The sequence below is a fragment of the Pseudomonas sp. SWRI179 genome (genome assembly GCF_014268705.1).
GTDB lineage: Bacteria > Pseudomonadota > Gammaproteobacteria > Pseudomonadales > Pseudomonadaceae > Aquipseudomonas > Aquipseudomonas zanjanensis.
Genome location: NZ_JABWRA010000041.1, coordinates 43,327 through 62,581, shown reverse-complemented (window position 1 = coordinate 62,581; position 19,255 = coordinate 43,327). Strand labels below are relative to the sequence as shown.

Below are 19,255 nucleotides of genomic sequence, written 5' to 3'. Positions count from 1 at the left end.
TCGCGAGCAAGCCCGCTCCCACAGGGGGACTGGGTGCATATGAATTTTGTGCCTACCGAGAATCCAATGTGGGAGCGAGCCTGCTCGCGATAGCGGTGTGTCAGTCAATGAAAATGCTGGAGATGCCGGACTCTTCGCGAGCAAGCCCGCTCCCACAGGGGGACTGGGTGCATATGAATTTTGTGCCTACCGAGAATCCAATGTGGGAGCGAGCCTGCTCGCGATGGCGGCGTGACCGTCGACGAGGATGTTGAAGGTAATGGCCCTGTGGCAGCCTAACCCTTGTCCCCCGCCTCGTTGCGGTGAACATGGGCTTGCCAAGCGCCCCATTTGCTTTCGAAGTACGCCTGGTTCTTGTCCCAGAGGGCCTGGTACTCGCCACTGGCGATCAGCTTCCTGAACGAGGCCTGCCCGTAGTGATGGATAAACGCATCTTCGGCGCAGACCGTCCGATAGCCGGCCGCCTGCACGCGACGGCTATAGTCGTCGTCCTCGAACATCCCGATCCCGAATGCCTCGTCCAGATACCCCACTTCCTCGAGGACGCTGCGGCGAAAGGCGACACAAAACATCGCCAGCATCGAGATATCGAACGAGCGTCCCTTTCGGGCTTCGGTGTAGCGGCCTGCAAAGTCTTGCATCTGTTGAATGTCGGTATAGGAAACCTCGATTTTCGCTTCGTTGCCAACCGCATTCGTGACCGGCCCGACCAAGCCGATACTCGGATCCCGCACATGCCTGACCAGCGGGTCCAGCCAGCCGCCAGGCACGACCGTATCGTTGTTGAGCAGCAGCAGGACGTCACCATCGGCTTCGCGCAAACCCTGGTTGTTCGCCGCGGCAAAGCCCCGGTTGTCCGGGTTCAGGATGATCTTCGCGCTCGGCACCGCTTGGCGCAGGCGTTCAAGATAATCACCTGTCCCATCGTCCGAGCCATTGTCGACAACGATGAGCTCGTAATGGGGCCAGGTGGTGTTACGCAGAATGCTGTTGACGCATTGAATGGTCAGGTTGAGGTTGTTGTACGTCACGACCACGATGGAGACTTTTTCGTACAGGCCGACGATAGCCCGGTGCATGCTATCGAATCGATCCTTCCAATCATTGGCCCGGGCCAGCTCCACGCGCCGTTTGTACAGGGCCAGGTCGCGTTCGGCCAAGGCACGCTCGATCTGCTGGAGGAACTCATCGACCCCAGTGGCGAAGTACAGCAGGTCTTTATAAATGCTCATCTCCGTCAGTGGCGTGGAGATCACCGGCTTGCCTGCGCTGATGTACTCGTAGAACTTCACCGGATCAACCGCATGCGTCACGTTGTAGAGCCTGAAGGGAATCAGGCAGGCATCGAAATGATCCAGGTAAAGCGGCATTTGCGAGTACGGCTTGTGGCCCAACAGCTGCACATTGGGCTTGTGCTCGAGGCCCGCCAGATCCTCGACGAAAATGTCCCCCACCAGGACGAAGTTCCACGCTGGCCGCCGGTCCGCCAGCGCCGCCAGCAACGGATAATCAAGCCACTGGGCCAGGGCGCCGTAGTAACCAATGACAGGCCCGACAAGCCCGCTCAACACATCATTGGTAAAACAGTGCTGCCGGAAAAAAGCGAAATCCACCGCGTTTCGGACCAACACACAGCGTGGGTTGTAGGCACACCATTTTTCGTAAAGCAACGCGGCGGAAACGGTCACCAGGTCGGCCTGGGCAATCAGGGTCTTTTCCTCGCTCAGCAACTGTTCGCCGATGTTCGGAAAGCCATCCCAGTCATCCATGCAGTCGTAGTGAATGCGCCAGCCATGCACGGCGCGCAGGCTGAGTGCCACCGGGCTCCAGTAGGCGATATGCACCACCGAGAGGGCGGTCCTGATCTGCATGTCGGCAACCAATGCAGTAAGGGCTCGCAGCAAGGCTTGATGATTCTCAGGCGTCACGATCTTTTCGTAATACGCCGCTTGCGCGTCGCGCTGCAAGGCCACTTCAAAGACATTGGGCGCCACCGACGCCAATCGATAGAGCTGCCCCTGCTCCGGCACAACGGAGGGGACGATGTAAAACACTCGATAACCATTGTTCGCAAACTGGCTCATCAACTGCTGCGGTCGCTGAAAGCGCGCGGCCCACTCGATGTTGGCGAAGCAGAGAATATCCAGGCGTCCTTTCGTGGCGAAATCAGGCGCCACCGCAACGTTCGGCAACGGCTCCGGTGCCGCCGGGTAGACGATTGCCGCGGCCGTTTCGGGAAATTCCCGGGTGGCGGAAAAACCATAACGCAACACCCGGAACAGTGAACGCAGGGGGCGGGTGAAACGCCACGAACGGGTGTTTTGCAGGAAGTCGACTTTCGCCAGGGCGATATCGCGCTCGTTGATGGCCGCATCCCGTTGAGCCAAGGCGGCATCGCGGTCGATCAGGGCGCTGTCGAGTTTAAGCACGTGGGTACCCATGCAGCGGCGTGCTGTCACCCGGCGGCCACATGGAACTGACGGAGCCCGGCCGGTAGAACGTTGCCGTCAGGCTGCGGCGGGAAGATTGGCAGCCACTCACCACGGGAGTGACGGCATGCCAGGAATGGTCCGAGCGCACCAGGATCGCCGAATTGCCCACCAACGGCTCGATCTCGGCCGCCACGGCGGTGGGATCATTGCGGTGCAGGATGGTCAGGCAGCCGCCGTCGTTGCGGTCCCAGGACTCATTGAAATACAGGATATGGGTGACCAGTTTGTCGGGCAGGTCCGGATGGGCGCCCAGGCTCGCACCGGGGCCGTAATGAAAGACGTTGACCTCCATCGGCACACTGCGCAGATCGATCCCGGTCAGCTCCGACATGGCCCCTCGATAGGCGGCCGAGCCGAGGTCCAGTGCCAGTCGCAACCACGCCTCGCTCAGTTCTTCGGGAAACACGATGGTAGAGGTGCCCATGCTCACCAGGGCCCGCGCCTCATAGTCATAGTTTTTCTCGCCACCGTAACCACTCACCGTCTTGAAGTGATCGTGAGGAAAGGTTGCCGCCAACGCGGCGGCATCCTCGGTCGAATACAGATTGCCGATTTCAGCCCATGAGAACGGATGGGCCTTTAGCGCCGCTGGCGTGAGACGAGAGAGATCTAGCATTGTCGGTTCTTGTTCGCTGTCAGGTTTCGGATACCACGGGCGATGGAACGCAGTGGTGCGGTCATTCGGAATGAATTGGAGTTCTGCAACTCAAGCATCCTGGCGTCGCTGAGGGCCAGTTGCTGGCTGAGCTGGACAATCCGTTGCTGCTGGGCGAACTCCTGCGCTGCAAGGTTTTGTGCCGGTTCGATGATGGCCGGCTCTGGCACGACGGGGCTTGCCGGCCGTTCAGTCGACACGGGGTCACGGCCCTCGGCCGAGGCTTCGAGCAAATTGGGCAGATGCTGCAGAAACGCTCCCAACACCGGCTGGGACGCTGTTTTACCCTGGCGAATGATCGCCGCGACCCGGTCCCAATGCTCGACCAACTGATCCGCCGCCGCACGCGCCGCGGGCAATGGGTGGGTCTTGCCCACACGGGCGAGAAACCATTGCGGATCGACCGTCGCCACGTCCGGCAAGGCGTGGAGCGAGTCGAACCCCGCCAGCGCCGTGTACTTGCCCGTGGTCAGGTCCGCCGAGCAAAACACCGGGACGCCAAACGCCAAAGCGGTGATCGCCAGGTGGTAGCTATGGCCGATGACCGCTTGGGCCTGGCTGAGAATTTCCGCCATCAGTAATGGCTCTGGCCAGAACGACAAGGTAACGGCCCCCGGCAGGCGCCCGGCAATGACCGACGGATCGTCCCCCAGGACGGGGCCAATCGGCACCACCAGGAACTGATAGCCCTGGAATGCCTCGGCGTGGTCTTCGAACAGTTTTATAAAGGATTCCACAACGTGAATGGCATGGATCACGATGTAGGGCCCAGTCAGCCCGGCCTGTTCGCGCAGGCCAATGAACTCGGCCGAGGGTTGCTGCTCATCGATCAGGCGGGGCAAGCCAAACGCGGTATCGGGCAGCACTTCGATCTCGGCCTGTTGAGTCAGCGTGGCGAGGGAATCGCGCGACAGTGCATCTCGCACGCGCACGTACTGGCTCTGCTCAAGGGTCATTTTCAATAGCGGCCTGGCCCAGTCGGGAATATCGTTGCAATGCATCCCGGGGGCATTCCACATGACCGGGACCGCGTGTTGCAGCGCGATGAGCGCAGGGGTCAGCCAATAACCGGTGGGGTGGTGGATATCGGCGGTTGTCGGACCATAGCCGTGGGCAACGACTTTATCGAAGCGGATCAGGAAACCACCGCCGATCAAGACCCCATCCAGGCTCGCCGCGACATGGGGCAACTCCGTCAGCGATGTCACTGCATAAGGCCATTGCGGTCGGGTTTTCCCGTGGTAGGAAAACCGATGCAGGTTGACAGAACCCAAGCGCCGGGTCAGCTCCGCCTCGGCGATGATCGGAAACAGCAGATCGCCGTAGTTCTCCACGTCAAAGGTGCCGAATATGGCGACCTGCCACGTGCGCGTGTCCGGGTGCTCCGTCAAAACCGGTTCTCCTTGAGCGGCGCAGACCTTGGGAGGTGGTTCAACCGGTCGAGGGTCGATCCGCTGCAACCCCAGGTCAACCATGCCCAAGAAGTCCTTGTGGTTCGGCAACATGTCGAACGCCAAGGGCGCGACCTGCTTTTCGATCAATTGCGAGGTGTCTTCCGTCGCGCCGTGCAACAGCTTGAGGGTGACATGATAGCGCCCCTCGGCGAGGTTGGCCGGGAAGCGCACCGTGATCGCCGCACGCCGCCAGCCGTTTTCGGGCGGGCTGGGTTGCAGTGCGAAGTTGCCCCCGCCGATCACCAGCAGCCTGGCCTCTTGAATGGTGAAGCTGATGTTCGGTTGCGTGACCGATTCATGCAGCAACGCCTCGACGCGAATCTCGATATCGTCGCCATACAGGTAGCTGGACGAAAGTTGCTGGGTGTTGGTGAAGCAGGCAGCGCTGATGTGCCCCTCTTCGGTCCCGAAGGCCATGCCCTCCTGCCCGCCCATGAATGACTTGCGCGTCACCGGTATCACGCCGCCACTGGCCCAGCGACGTTGCTCGTCCCGCATGTCGAGCAAGTGCAGCTCGGCCATTTCATCGGGCGAGCCGCTGGCCACGACCCGGCCTGCGCGCAGGTAGATGACCCGGTGGCAGAAGCGCTTGACCATGCTCATGTCATGGGAGACGAACAGCAGCGTCGTGCCTTTGGCAGCCAGTTCTTCCAGCCGGTTCAGGCATTTGAATTGAAAAGAGGCATCACCAACGGAAAGGGCCTCGTCGACGATCAGGATCTCCGGTTCGACACAGACCGAAACGGCGAAGGCCAACCGTACCAGCATCCCGCTGGAATAGATCTTGGTGGGCTGGTCGATGAAGTCGCCGATATTGGCGAAGCCGATGATGTCATCGAAACGAGCGTCGATTTCCGAGCGATCCAAGCCCAGCACCGCCGCATTCACATAGACGTTTTCGCGACCGGTGAACTCCGGGTTGAAACCAGACCCCAGCTCGAGCAACGCCGCAATCCGACCATTGCCTTGGACACTGCCCCGGGTCGGCATCAACGTCCCGCAGATCAGTTGCAACAAGGTGGATTTGCCGCTGCCGTTACGGCCGATGATACCGACGGTCTCCCCCCTTGCGATGGTCAGCGAAACATCGTCCAAGGCCCAGAACTCGCGATAGAAACGCTTCCTGCCGCGCACCAGCATCTGCAATAGACGGTCCTTGGGCGCATCATAAATCTGATAACACTTGCTCAGGTTTTCGGCACGAATGGCCACTTCAAACGACATCGACAAAACCCTTCCATGAATCACGGCCATTATTGCGGCGCTACTCAATCAGTCCTTCGCTGGGCACTGCGGATGAGTTAAGCACAGATGGGGAAAAAAACTTCGAATGAACCTGCACGTGGTCTACCCTCCAATGAGGACGCGACACAGGGAGCATCCGGATTTTGCCTTAAGGATCAAGCACCAATGCAGTCGTTCAGCATGTCCCCCATCGCCATGATCAAGAGTGTCCTGGTCAATCGAATCCTGATCTACGTATTGATCCGCAGAGAAGTCATCGGGCGCTACAAGGGTTCGATGCTCGGCGTCTTGTGGTCGTTCTTCACTCCGGTTTTCATGCTGGTGGTCTACACATTCGTGTTCAGTGTCGTCTTCAAGGCCCGCTGGTCGGGCGGCGGGGAATCCAAGAGCGAATTCGCCCTGGTACTCTTCGCGGGCCTGTTGGTCTTCAACCTGTTTTCCGAATGCGTGAGCCGTGCGCCGGGCCTGGTGCTGGCCAATACCAACTACGTCAAGAAGATCGTGTTCCCACTGGAAACCCTACCCCTGGTGTCGCTCGGCGCAGCGCTGTTCCACATGGCTGTCAGCGTCCTGGCCTGGCTGATCTTTTATATCGTCCTGTTCGGAACGCCACCGGTAACCGCCCTTCTATTGCCATTGGTGCTTTTCCCCTTGGTGCTGATGACGCTGGGGCTCTCCTGGTTTCTCGCCTCGATCAGCGTCTACCTGCGTGATATCGGCCAGTTCATCGGCATCATCATCACGGCGATGCTGTTTCTCTCGCCGATTTTCTATCCCCTCTCGACGCTTCCGCAGAGTTATCAGGCCGCGTTGCAGGCAAACCCGCTGACGCTGCCGGTGGAAATGGTTCGCGATGTGCTGTTCTGGGGCCGGCCGCCGCAATGGGCCTACCTGGCGGCTTATTCGGCCATTTCCGTGCTGATTGCCTGCGCCGGGTTTGCCTGGTTCCAGCGGACCCGCAAAGGTTTTGCCGACGTCATATGACATTGTTGCGTGGCGCCCCGCTCAGCACCCGCTATGCTGATTCATGCCACGGCTGGAGCCTGGCTGGTGATTGACGCACACATCGTTACTGAAAGACCGAGTGTGCGTCGCCGTATTGACCAAAGGACCAGAAAACCGCATGGACCAGATCAACCGTCTTGTTGATTGCATTGACCAACTGACTCGCTCAACACAATCCAGAACCATTGAAACCTTGCAGTTGGTCAAGGAAATCGAGAATCGAGACCGGCTTATCGAACAACTGAACCTTGGTTCGAAAGCGCTTCGCACCCGTCTGTCGCTCCAAGAAGGCAAGACCGGGCGACTGCGCGAGCAACTGCGGGTGGCCGAACAGCGCCTCAAGGACGCCGAGGCATTAATCCAGACCAAGGAAAAAGAGGCTGTCGTGCTCTCCGATTGGGCGGTGGATCTGCGTGCCCAACTGGCGGCCAAGCAAGCCGAGCTGTTCAAGCTTTCTGACTGGGGCAACGCCATCGAACGTGCACCGCTGCGTTATTCGATACGCAAGCAACTGTATAAATTATCGCGTCGGGTCTACGCCTGGTTGCCACTCACCGCACAGCAGAAAAGCAAGCTGGCGCGTCGGCTTCGAAGTTGGTTGAAACCCGGCAAGGCAACACCGGGCGAATCATCGGCAGACGCCAGTTCTGCGCTGCAATCTCTACCACCGCCGGTAAACCTTGCAGTACCGTCCAGCCTCGGGCAGCCCACGATCCTGATGTTCGGCGTGATCGACTGGCACTTTCGCATCCAACGCCCACAAAACCTGGCAAAGGAACTCGCCCGGGCCGGACAGACGACTTTTTATATCTCGAACAATTTCATCGACGACGAGGCCCCCGGCTTCGAAGCAGAGCCCTTGGAAGGTTCCAACCGGCTGTTCCAGATCCGTTTCAAGGTGCTCGGTGCACCGGCCATTTATCATGCCCCGCCGTCAGCGGCCGCGATCCGCCAGTTGTGCGAAGGCCTGGCCATGCTCCTGCAATCGGCGAACGTCAACGCGGCGGATTGCATTGTCCAGCACGCCTACTGGTTCCCGCTGGCCAGGCGAGTGCCAAACGCCACGCTGGTCTATGACTGCATGGATCACCACGAAGGCTTCGGCAACGTGGCCCAGGAACTGCTCGACCTGGAAATCGCCCTGATGCGCCGGGCCGATCTGCTGGTGGCGACATCCGACTGGATCGAACAACACGGCAAGCGGGAAAACCGTAACGTTGAGGTGATCCGCAACGCTTGCGAGTTCAGTTTTTTCAGCCGACGTCCCGACAAGGTCTACCGGGCCCCCGGCAACAGAAAGATCATCGGTTACTACGGCGTCATTGCCGAATGGTTCGACCTGGACTTGGTCAAGCGGGTCGCCCAGTCCTTCCCGCAGCACCTGATCCTGTTGATCGGCAGTGATATCGTCCAGGCAAAAAGGCACTTCAAGGCCTTCCCGAATGTGGTCCTGGAGGGTGAAGTCCCGTATGCCTCCCTGCCTTACTACCTCCACGCCATGGACGTTTGCCTGCTTCCGTTCAAGGTCATGCCGTTGACCCTCGCCACCAACCCGGTCAAGGTCTATGAATACCTGAGCGCGGGGAAACCGGTGGTGTCGGTGAAACTGCCGGAGTTGAGCCAGTTTGGCAAACTGGTCTGGGCGGTTGAAGAGCCGACTGAGTTCATCTCGACCCTGCGCAGTGTCCTGGGCGCACTGCCGGAGGACAGCGCCACGCTGGCGGCCCGTCAATCGTTCGCCCGGGGCCAGACCTGGCAGCATCGGGCCGCCAGCCTGCGCGAGGCCATTGCAACCTTGCCCGTGCCCAAAGTCAGCGTCGTGGTGTTGACCTACAACAACCTCGAACTGACCAAGGCCTGCCTCGACAGCCTGTTGACCCAGAGCCAGTACCCGAACCTTGAAATCATCGTCGTCGACAACCACTCCAGCGACCAGACCCCGGCGTTTCTCACTGCCTGGGCCGACGGCCATCCAGACCGGATCGTGATCCTCAACCAGGACAACAAAGGATTCGCCGCCGGCAACAACCTGGGCCTCGCAGCGGCCAGCGGCGACTACCTGGTTATCCTCAACAACGACACAGTCGTCACCGCCGGCTGGATCAAAGGCTTGATCCGCCACCTGCAAGACCACAAGGAGATCGGCATCATTGGCCCGATCACCAACAACATCGGCAATGAGGCCAAAGTCAGCACCCGCTATGAGCGGATAGAAGACATGCCCGCCGAAGCCGCGCAAATGACCCGCGCCCGCATGGGCGAGTGGTTCGAGATCAACACCCTGGCGTTTTTCTGCGTGATGTTCCCGCGCTCGACCTACGAGCAGATCGGTGGCCTGTGCGAAGAGTACGGCCTGGGTTTTTTCGAGGATGACGACTACTGCCGCCGCGTACAGCGTCGTGGCATGCGCGCGGCCTGTGCCGAAGATGTTTTCGTTCATCACCATTTGTCTGCGTCGTTCAACACCTTGGGCGCCAGGAAAAAACAGGCACTTTTCGAAAAGAACCGGGCGATCTACGAAAGCAAGTGGGGATCCTGGGTCCCGCACACGTACCGAGACGCCTAAACGTCCTTCGCATGCAAAGCGATTTACTGAAGGGAGCAGATGAAATGTGTGGCGAGGGAGCTTGCTCCCGCGCCACGAATCTTTGGTTTGCCTTATTGGACAGCGTTGTCCCTTTAACCGAGACGATATTTTGCCCAGATTCAGCCTGAAATACGCAGTGGTGCTGTTGGTTCTGCTGGCAAGTGCGGTGGTCGGTGTGTACGGTTTTTCGACGCTTGAACTGGCGTCCATGAACAGCAGTAGCCGGACGATATTGCTGTCAGTGGCAGTCCTCGCCGTCCTCACCGTCTTCACTCGCAAGCCACCGTTCATGCTTTGCCTGGGTTTACTGGCGTGCCTGGCCGTTGCCTGCGCGCAAGCTTGGCCGGTGATAGTGGTCGTAGTCTTCGCGCTGTCTGCCACGGTGCTCGGCAGGTGGATGCTCGGGCAAGCAGCCTCTGCCGACTGGAGTGTCCATCTGCTGGTAGGTGCCGGTACGTTCGGCACGCTAACGGGCCTGGCCGCGTATTGGCCGATCAACTACCCCTGGCTATATGGCGCGATGCTGTCGCTGCCGCTGCTACTGGGGTACAAACACGTCACCGGGTTATGGCGTGAACTGCCGCGGCACATCCAGGCCACCCGCTCAGCACACACACACCTCCAGACCGGGCTCGACGTCCTGATCGGCGGCTTTGCCTGCCTTTACGTGCTGGTCGCCTTCATGCCCGAGGTCGGGCATGACGCGCTGGCCATGCACCTGTTCGTCCCTTCACACCTGGCCCAGCGACATCAATGGTCGTTCGATGCCAGCACCTATGTGTGGGCCGTCATGCCCATGCTGGCCGACTGGATCTACAGCATCGTCTATATGCTGGCCGGCGAAACGGCAGCGCGCCTGAGCAATAGCGCATTCACCTTGCTGCTGGCGTGGCAGATCCGCAACATGACCCTCTGGGCCGGAGGCTCTGCCACCAGTGCCCGCTGGGCAAGCCTGATCTTTTTGTCGACGCCCCTCGCCTTCGCCGAAAGCAGCAGCCTGCATATCGAGTCGGCGTGGACCGCCTTCATGCTCGCCGGCACCCTGGCGATCCTGAAGGTCGCAAGCTTCACGCCGGATCCCAGGGAGCGCCTGTCGCAACTGCTCCTGGCCGGCGTCTTGCTGGGCTTCGCCCTCGCGACCAAGGCCGTGACCCTCAGCGTCCTGCCGGTCCTGCTGGTGATCCTGCTGGTGCACTTCAAGGCCTGGGTAGTGCCAGGCATCGTCAAGACGCTCCTGCTGGGCAGTGCCGGCCTGATACTGGCCGGCGCCACTCCCTACCTCTGCGCCGGGTTCTTGACCGGCAACCCAGTGTTCCCGTTTTTCAACGCCATCTTCCATTCGCCGCTCTGGCCCGACATCAATTTCGAACCGCCGGCCACGTTCGGTACCGGGATGACCTGGGATACCCTCTATCGAATGGTCTTCAAGTCGCCCCAGTTCATCGAGGGGCGCGTCGGTGCGGCCGGCTTCCAGTGGCTGTTGCTGCCCACGGCCGCCGTCGCCGTGCTGTTGAGCGGCAACAGAAAAGCCCTGTGCATTCTGCTGGTTGGCGCCGGCGCGATGTTCACGACGTTCCACTCAACGGCCTACCTGCGTTATGTGTTCCCGTCCTTCGCGCTGTTTTCGGTGATCCTGGCCCTGCCCTTCTCCGACGCCAGGGTTTTCCCCCGCAGCCTCGCCATCGTCGCCGGTGCCCTGCTGGTCCTGGCCAATACCCGTTTCATTCAGGCCGCGACTTATTACGGCGACATCAACCCCTCGGCACTGTTGAGCCAGGCAGGTCGGGAGGCCTATCTGTTGGAACGCCTGCCTATCCGGAAAATGGTCGACACCGTCAACGCCTTGAACAGCGGTGGTCAGCCCGTGGCGGTCTTTGCGTCGCCGCTGATGGCCGGTTTGCACGGCGATGCCCTTTACGCATCCTGGTACAACCTGAAGTGGAAAAACGAATTCGATGCGGCGGCCTCACCCTCGGCGCTCACCCAGCGCTTGCGCCGGCGTCAGGTGAACTGGCTGCTGATCGACCTCAAATCCCTTCCCCAGGCGCCTCTCGATCGGCTGCTCGCTGTGTCCACGTCGTCTGCCAGATTGGGTGACCTGGACCTGCGCAAGCTCAACGTCACGCAGGATGAACACCTGCTCAACCCGGAGCTGTCCAGCCTCGAAGGCTGGAGCCTGACGTCACCCTCGGCGTATGACGCGGCGCGCAAGATCCTGACCGTCAACGTCAACACACCGGCCACGCAGCGGGTCGAAGTGACACCGGGACTGACGTACATCAACAGCGTGTCCGCACGCTGCGCAACAACGGCCACCACCGGCAGAATCCAGGCCAATTGGATGGACGACCAAGGCGATTTCATCACCGCCAGCATCGAGACATTTGACTGCACCACGCAATGGGAGACCCATGAAATGAGCGTCGTTGCCCCTGCAAATGCCACGTCCGCGATCATCTATGCGTCCGGGCATACCGACACTCCCGTGGCATTCAGGTCACTTTCATTCAGGCAATAGTGGGCGATATCGATGAACTCAAAAACCGAGCTTTTCACGGATGAACAGCGAGTCGCCGTCGTCATCCCCAGCTATCGGGTCACCGCGCACATTGTCGGCGTCATCGACGCCATAGGGCCGGAGGTCTGGCGCATCTATGTCATCGACGATGCCTGCCCGGACGGATCAGGCGGGCATGTCCAGGCCTCCTGTAACGACTCCCGGGTCAACGTGCTGCCCCATGACGTCAACAAAGGCGTCGGTGGTGCGGTCATGACCGGCTATCGGGCAGCCCTCGCCGACGGTGCCAGTATCATCGTCAAAGTCGACGGGGATGGTCAGATGGACCCGACGCTGATCCCGCTGTTCATCGAGCCGATCCTGGCGGGTGAAGCCGACTACACCAAGGGCAATCGATTCTTCAACCTGGAAGAAGTGCAATCGATGCCGCGGCTGCGCCTGTTCGGCAACGCCGTGTTATCGCTGATGGCCAAACTGTCGACGGGGTACTGGGATCTGTTCGACCCCACCAATGGCTACACGGCGATCCACCGTGACGTCGCCCGGCTGTTACCCCTGGACAAGGTCAGCCAGCGCTATTTTTTCGAGACCGACATTCTGTTCCGCCTGAACACGGTGCGCGCCGTCGTGGTGGACATTCCCATGGAGGCCCGCTACGGCGACGAGGTCAGCCACCTCAAGATTTCGAAGATCGTGGGCGAATTTCTTTTCAAGCACCTGCGCAATTTCACCAAGCGCGTGCTCTACAACTACTATTTGCGCGACATGTCCCTGGCGTCGATCGAGCTGCCGATCGGCATCCTCATGTTGTTGTTCGGCATCTTCTTCGGCAGTTATCACTGGTATGAATCGGCGCAGAATAGCGTCGCGACGCCCGCCGGTACCGTGATGCTCAGCGCCCTGCCCATGCTCATGGGGTTGCAGTTGATCATGGCGTTCCTCGGTTACGACATCGCCTCGGTACCCAGCCGGCCACGGCAATCCAGGCGCGGTAAAGCAACGTCATTGCGGGAAGAAAACTCATCAAAGCGCTAAGGGATTTTTTATCGGACCCGTCGCTCAAGGCATTGGATGTCGACGGCCTTGAACGCCTCGCACTTCACGGCAAAGTGCTTGAACGCAAGCGAATGCTGCGGGAAGTCTTCGTGGAATTTCACCACGGGTTTCATCGCCTGGCAGACCGCTACTTCAAGGTCGAAGGCCTTGAGGTGGAGTTGGGAGCGGGCATCGCGCCCATGCGCGATTCGTACCCAGAAGTATTGGCCACGGACATTGTCGCCACCGAGCAACTGGACATGGCGCTCAATGCCGAAGCAATGAGCCTGGACGATCATTCGGTCAGGGCCTTTTATGGCCAGAACTGTTTTCATCACTTTCCTCATCCCGAGCAATTTTTCACGGAGCTGGAAAGAACGCTCAAGGTCGGCGGCGGCGCCATTTTGATCGAGCCCTTTCACGGTCCCTTTGCCGCTTTTCTCTATAAACGCCTGTTCAAGTCCGAAGGCTTCGACATGCACTTCCCGTCTTGGGAGACACCCTCGACCGGCCCCATGAACGGCGCCAACCAGGCCCTCAGCTACATCGTCTTCGTGCGCGACAGACAGGCGTTCGAGCGCAAGCACCCAGGCCTGGAAATCGTCCACCAGGAAATCTGCGGCAACTATCTGCGCTACCTGGTTTCCGGCGGCCTGAACTTTCGCCAGTTGTTGCCTGACGCGCTGATCCCCGTGCTCAAGGTCGTGGAGAAACTGCTGCATCCGTTGAGGCGACTGTTGGCGCTGCATCACATCGTGGTGATCCGGAGGACGTCTTGACCTTTATCCGCTATGGCGCCATCCAGGTCATGGCCTATGCATTGGACATGGGCGCCTTTTTGCTGTTGATCGCACTGGTCGACGGTCACCCCGTCCTGGCCAACATTGCCGGCAAAGGCGTGGCCGGAGTGTTCGCGTTCTTTTTGCATCGACACTTCACGTTCCAGTCGACCCACGGCAGCAGCAAGGCCCAAGCACTGCGTTATTTCTCGTTGCTCGCCATCAATATCCCGGTCGCTTCAGCGCTGTTCAGCGTGGGGCTGTATGTCGTCGACAGCCCTGCCCCGGTGAAATTTGTCTGCGACGTGATCTGCGTGGCCCTGACCTACTGGATCAGCAAACTGTTCGTGTTTCATTCCACTACACCCCCGCCGGTCCCCACTGACCGCGCCGAAGGCGCATGACCATGAAGCTATTGATAACCGGCGCGACAGGCTACATCGGGCAACGTTTGTCCGCCCTCGCGACGGCAAGGGGATACGAGGTCATTTGCGCCACCCGCCACCCGGGCCCTGCCCCCTATGCCTGGCTTCCCTATGACCTGCGGGGTCCGGCGCCGGAATGCCCGGCCGGCACTCAGGCGCTGATCCATTTGGCGGCCGACACCTCGACCGGTGCCGACAACGACGCGGACGATGAAGTCAACGCGGCCCTGGCGCTGATCCGATGCGCCCAACAAGGCTCGGCCAGGTTCATCTTCATCTCCAGCCAAACCGCCGAGCCCACGGCCCCGAGCGTTTATGGCCGGACCAAGTGGCGCATCGAACAGCATGTGCTGGCCGCCGGGGGCACCGTGATCCGCCCCGGGCAAGTCTACGGTGGTCCCGAACGCGGGCTCTTTGGCCTGTTGTCGGGGCTGGTTCGCCGAAGTCCGTTCATTCCGATTCTCTGGCCAGCGCCTTGCGTACAACCCATCCATGTCGATGACCTCGCGGCCTCGATATTGGCCGTCGTCGAGCGGGACGACATTCGTGCCGAAATCCTCAACCTGGGCGCCGTGCAGCCGATTGCCTTCGACCGCTTCCTGGGGGCGATAGCAGCGCACCGGGTCCGTGCCGTTCGCCTGCCAATTCCCCTGCCGGTGGCATTGCTCAGGCTGTTGCGTCGGTTGCTGGGACACTCCTTGGGCGCGAAGCTGGGCCTGGAGCGGATTTTTTCCCTCGTCCACCTGCCGCCCATGGACAGTGAGCGTTCCCTGCAAAAACTCGGCGTTCAACTACGCCCGCTCGCCCACGGCATGCATCGCTCCGGCCGTGGGCAACGTCGGGGGCTTCTCCAGGAAGCCACGGTTCTCTTGAACTATCTGCTCAAATGCCCACCGCAAAGAAGCCTGGTCAGTCGCTATGTCAGGGCACTGGAGCGTGGGGGGAAAACCCGCCCCGTCATTAGCTCACGCTTGCTGATGAGCTGGCCGATACTGCTGACGCTGCTGGACACCCCCGGCGTCCTGGGCAAGCCCGACGGCCAGGCGCTGGCCTGGCGCCTGCAGGTTGCACTCGCTATCGCCGAAGCCAGCCCCCAGGGCGCCCAGGTGTTTCTGGACGTCCAACAATCGCGCAGCCCTGTTGCCACGCTGGTAGCACTGGGACTCACCGCGATCAAAGCGTTGACGTGGAAACTAGCGGCGATGTTAGGCCGGCCCTTTGCCCGTCAACTGCTGCGTGAAAGTGAAGCCCAGCGTGAAGCCTGAATTCGATGTGATCATTGTCGGCAGTGGCCCGGCCGGGACGTCGGTTGCCTATCCGTTGGTCAAGGCGGGCCTGAAAGTCCTCATGGTCGATGCCCAGGCCAGCATCGGTTCATCGGTGCTGCCAACCCGCCCGTTCCTCAGCGCCAGGGCCAACGACGCGCATCAGTGGAAATGGATGATCGGCGATAACTTCCACGCCTTGAACCAACTGGACGCGGTATCGCCCAAGCTGAAGACACCGACCCACGCCCATGTCTTCGAAGGGTTCAGCGCCGGCAATCGCATCGAGACCGACAACTTTATCGGCATCGGCTCCCTGGCCACCGGAGGCTTGTCCAATGCCTGGGGCTGCGGCGTGGCAACGCTGGGTGCCCGCGACTTAGCCGGGCTGCCCATCGATCATGCCGAGATGCAAGCGTCCTACGAAACCGTCGCCCGCCGGATCGGCATCAGCGGCCGGATCGACGATGACCTTTCAAGCTATTTCGGCCTCGATGAATGGTCGCAACCGCCGCTGCCGCTGGATGCCCTGCACCAACGCCTGCTCGATCAGTACGCCCGGCGGCGTTCGGCGTTTCCCGAGCAGGGGTTTCGCCTTGGCCGCTCCCGGGTGGCCGTCTTGAGCCAGCCCCTGGACGCGCGCAAGGCCTGCGACCTGTCGGGAAACTGCTTGTGGGGCTGTCACAACCAGGCCTTGTATAGCGCGTCGCAAGAACTGCAAAAACTCAAGCAGTACCCGGGATTCCAGCACGTCCAGGATTTCCTCGTGGAGGATCTGCAGAGACAGGACGGTTCGTGGGCGGTCACCGATCATCGCTCCTCCCGGCGCTTCTGCGGTACACGCCTGTTGTTGGCGGCGGGCACCCTGGCCTCGACCCGGCTCGCCCTCAAGGGCCTGAATCATTCGGCCCCGATACCGCTGCTGTCATCGCCGACAGCGGCCTTCCTGTTGTGGCTGCCAACAATGCTCGGAACGCCGAGGGCGCCGGCCTTTGGCCTGGGCCAGCTATCGTTCGCCCTTCAGCTATCGTCCAGTGCCACGGCTTTCGGCTCGACGTTCAGCACCACAGGCTTGCCCATGACCGAGTTTGTCAGCCGGCTCCCCCTGAGCAAACGCCACAGCATCGAGTTGCTGAAAAACCTGCTCAGTGCCTGCGTCGTCGGGAACCTCTTCCTGCCCGGGCACCTGTCCCACAACACGGCGGCCTTGCGCCCCGATGGCTCGTTGAGCATCAACGGCCACGTGCATCCCGAACTCCCCGGCCTCATGAAGACTGCCGAGACAAAACTGCGCCGGATCTATTGGAAAATGGGCGCGCTGTTGATGCCCATGAGCTTCACCGTCGGCAGGCCGGGGGCAGATATCCACTATGCGGGCACGCTGCCCATGCACGCGACGCCCCGGATCGGCCAGACCGATCGCCTTGGCGAAGTCGCCGGCTTGCCCGGTGTGCATGTTGTCGACGGTGCCTGCTTGCCCAGGCTCACCGAAAAGTCCCACACGCTGACCCTCATGGCCAATGCGGACCGGATAGCCCGCTCACTTGCCACCACGATAGGACATCAAAAGGCATGACCCACAAGGTACTTTGCATCGTTGGTACGCGTCCGGAAGCCATCAAGATGGCGCCCGTGATCAAGGCGCTCCAGGCCGAAAGGAATATCGCTTGCCGGGTGCTCGCCACCGCCCAGCACCGAGGCCTGTTGGACCAGATCCTGGACGGCTTCGCAATCACGGCCGACCTGGACCTGGACATCATGCGTCCCAACCAGTCATTGGCGGCCCTGACCTCTCGCCTGCTGCTCGAACTCGACAGCGTCTTGCAAGCCGAGCAGCCCGACGTCGTCCTGGCTCAAGGCGACACGACCACGGTCATGAGTGCCGCCTTGGCGTGTTTCTACCGACAGATTCCCTTCGGCCATGTCGAAGCGGGCCTGCGTACCGGGGACCTCCGCAATCCGTTCCCCGAGGAAGCCAACCGGGTCATCGCCGGCAAGCTGACTCGCTGGCATTTCGCGCCCACCCAGGGCGCCGTGGACAACCTGCTGCGCGAAGGCGTCAGCGCCAGCGATATCACCCTGACCGGCAATACCGTGATCGATGCCCTGCTGATGACCGCGGCACAGGACTGCGCCTTGGCTGTCCCATTGGACGCGAGCAAGCGCCTGGTGCTGGTCACCTCCCATCGGCGGGAGAATTTCGGTGAACCGTTCCAGAATATCTGCCAGGCCCTCAAGCACCTGGCCGAACGGAACCCGGGCATCCAGGTCCTCTATCCCGTCCATCCCAACCCGAACGTCAAGGAGGTCGCGCACCAACTGCTCGGCCAGACCCCGAACATCCTCCTCTGCGCACCCCTGGATTACGCGCCGTTTATCGCGGCAATGAAGCGCTCGTACCTGATCATCAGTGACTCCGGGGGGGTGCAGGAAGAAGCCCCGGCCCTGGGCAAACCCGTGCTGGTGCTGCGGGAGGAAACCGAACGCCCGGAGGCGGTCGACCTCGGCGTGGTCAAGCTGGTGGGCGCCAACCGGGACACCATCGTCGAACAGGCGCAGCGCCTGCTCGATGATCCCGAGGCTTACCAAGTCATGGCACGTGGGGTTTCTCCCTATGGCGACGGCAAGGCCGCAGCACGTATCGTCGATGTGTTAAGGCAGTACTTCCAGCCATGCGCATGATTTACCTGTCGCCGCTGCCATGGGCCAGCTTCAGCCAGCGCCCCCATCACTTCGTCGATTGGTATCACCACCAGACTGGGGCGCCGGTGCTCTGGATCGATCCGTACCCGACACGCTTACCCACGCTGAACGATTTCAGGGGCAAGCCGCCCGTCGCCGATCAGCAAAGCGCCAGCGTTCCACCCTGGTTGCAGGTCCGCAAACCCCGTAGCTTACCCATCGAGCCCCTGCCAGGCTCAGCCATGCTGCTCAAGCGACTGTGGCGTAACCTGTTCAGCGAGGCCGTGGCATTTGCTGCCCATGGGCCCTGCATGATCTGTGTGGGAAAACCTTCCGAACTGGCCTTGCAGTTGCTGGCGCTGATTCCCCAAAGCCCCGCCGTCTACGATGCCATGGACGATTTCCCGGCCTTTTACCGGGGCCTGTCACGCAGGTCCATGGAACGTCGCCAGGCGCAGCTCATTCGACGGGTGGGCACGGTACTGGCGTCGTCCAACCCGCTTCGCGACAAACTCCTGGGCATCACCGCCCCGGTAGCACTGGCCCTCAACGCCTGTGACCTGCATGGACTGGTGCCGGTCGAGCGCCTGGACCTGGGTGCCAAGCAGCAGGTGCTGGGTTATGTCGGCACGCTGGGTCGTTGGTTCGACTGGAACCTGGTTATCGCGCTGGCACGGGCCAATCCTGGCAATCTCGTCCGGCTGATCGGCCCCGTCTTCACACCCGCGCCTTACATGCTGCCGGCCAACATCGAGCTGCTCCCCGAGTGCTCCCATGCCAGTGCAATCGCGGCCATGGCAAGGTTTTCGGTGGGTTTGATCCCGTTCAAGCGCAATCGCCTGACCGCCTCGGTCGATCCGATCAAATACTACGAATACCGCGCCCTCGGCCTGCCCGTCATTTCCACCCGCTTCGGTGAAATGGCCCTGCGCGACCGGGAGCCGGGCGTCTGGATCGTGGAGGAAGGCACCGATTTGCGCAAAACCGCCGTCGAAGCGCTCGCCAGTCAAAGCGATTGTTCGGCTGTTCAGCAGTTTCGTGACGCCCATCATTGGGCCCAGCGTTTTTCTGCGATCAACCTCAAACACGCGCCATAACGGCCGATACCCCGGA

At 60.9% G+C, this 19,255-nt stretch carries 12 protein-coding genes and 2 pseudogenes; 10 read left to right on the top strand and 4 right to left on the bottom strand.

Translation table 11 applies throughout. The features are described from left to right. Window positions 1–275: 275 nt before the first annotated feature. From HU767_RS21360 to HU767_RS28905, 4 genes and pseudogenes are all read right to left on the bottom strand, one after another. Window positions 276–2,441, bottom strand: coding sequence for a glycosyltransferase (locus tag HU767_RS21360; protein WP_189674372.1), 2,166 nt, complete (start codon window positions 2,439–2,441; stop codon window positions 276–278). Then, the gene (locus HU767_RS21355) at window positions 2,422–3,108 is read right to left on the bottom strand and encodes a 2OG-Fe(II) oxygenase (protein ID WP_186730404.1); all 687 of its coding nucleotides are present in this window, start codon (window positions 3,106–3,108) and stop codon (window positions 2,422–2,424) included. Before HU767_RS21355 ends, HU767_RS21360 begins: the two co-directional genes overlap by 20 nt. Continuing rightward, a pseudogene (locus HU767_RS28910) lies at window positions 3,102–4,463 on the bottom strand (polysaccharide pyruvyl transferase family protein); the annotation flags it as partial. The pseudogene HU767_RS28910 and the gene HU767_RS21355, both read right to left, overlap by 7 nt. A gap of 138 nt (window positions 4,464–4,601) precedes the next feature. After that, window positions 4,602–5,825: pseudogene (locus tag HU767_RS28905) on the bottom strand (ABC transporter ATP-binding protein); the annotation flags it as partial. Between the two features lie 186 nt (window positions 5,826–6,011). On the opposite strand from HU767_RS28905, the gene HU767_RS21345 reads away from it, so the two are divergent. The 10 genes from HU767_RS21345 to HU767_RS21300 all read left to right on the top strand — a co-directional run bounded on the left by HU767_RS21345 (window position 6,012) and on the right by HU767_RS21300 (window position 19,239). Next, entirely contained in the window at window positions 6,012–6,830 is an 819-nt protein-coding gene (locus HU767_RS21345) for an ABC transporter permease (protein WP_186730402.1), read from the top strand. Window positions 6,831–6,969: 139 nt separating this feature from the next. Then, window positions 6,970–9,417: a glycosyltransferase gene (locus HU767_RS21340; RefSeq protein WP_186730401.1), complete on the top strand. Its 2,448-nt coding sequence runs from the start codon at window positions 6,970–6,972 to the stop codon at window positions 9,415–9,417. Window positions 9,418–9,547: 130 nt separating this feature from the next. Next, window positions 9,548–11,956, top strand: a complete 2,409-nt coding sequence (locus HU767_RS21335) for a phospholipid carrier-dependent glycosyltransferase (protein ID WP_238349503.1) — start codon at window positions 9,548–9,550, stop codon at window positions 11,954–11,956. Between the two features lie 12 nt (window positions 11,957–11,968). Beyond that, window positions 11,969–12,991, top strand: a complete 1,023-nt coding sequence (locus tag HU767_RS21330; protein ID WP_186706652.1) for a glycosyltransferase family 2 protein — start codon at window positions 11,969–11,971, stop codon at window positions 12,989–12,991. Between the two features lie 110 nt (window positions 12,992–13,101). Further along, window positions 13,102–13,770 (top strand): methyltransferase domain-containing protein, encoded by a 669-nt coding sequence (locus HU767_RS21325; RefSeq protein WP_346343478.1) that lies wholly within the window; start codon window positions 13,102–13,104, stop codon window positions 13,768–13,770. Next, complete coding sequence (locus tag HU767_RS21320) at window positions 13,767–14,174, top strand: GtrA family protein (protein WP_186706650.1); 408 nt, start codon at window positions 13,767–13,769, stop codon at window positions 14,172–14,174. Before HU767_RS21325 ends, HU767_RS21320 begins: the two co-directional genes overlap by 4 nt. A gap of 2 nt (window positions 14,175–14,176) precedes the next feature. After that, window positions 14,177–15,460, top strand: coding sequence for an NAD-dependent epimerase/dehydratase family protein (locus tag HU767_RS21315; protein WP_186730399.1), 1,284 nt, complete (start codon window positions 14,177–14,179; stop codon window positions 15,458–15,460). Further along, the gene (locus HU767_RS21310) at window positions 15,450–17,036 is read left to right on the top strand and encodes a GMC oxidoreductase (protein ID WP_186730398.1); all 1,587 of its coding nucleotides are present in this window, start codon (window positions 15,450–15,452) and stop codon (window positions 17,034–17,036) included. Before HU767_RS21315 ends, HU767_RS21310 begins: the two co-directional genes overlap by 11 nt. Then, complete coding sequence (gene wecB, locus HU767_RS21305) at window positions 17,033–18,142, top strand: UDP-N-acetylglucosamine 2-epimerase (non-hydrolyzing) (protein ID WP_186730397.1); 1,110 nt, start codon at window positions 17,033–17,035, stop codon at window positions 18,140–18,142. The genes HU767_RS21310 and wecB overlap by 4 nt, the downstream gene beginning before the upstream one ends. Next, on the top strand, window positions 18,133–19,239 hold the full coding sequence (locus HU767_RS21300) for a glycosyl transferase (protein WP_186730396.1): 1,107 nt from the start codon (window positions 18,133–18,135) through the stop codon (window positions 19,237–19,239). Before wecB ends, HU767_RS21300 begins: the two co-directional genes overlap by 10 nt. The last annotated feature ends 16 nt before the right edge of the window (window positions 19,240–19,255 follow it).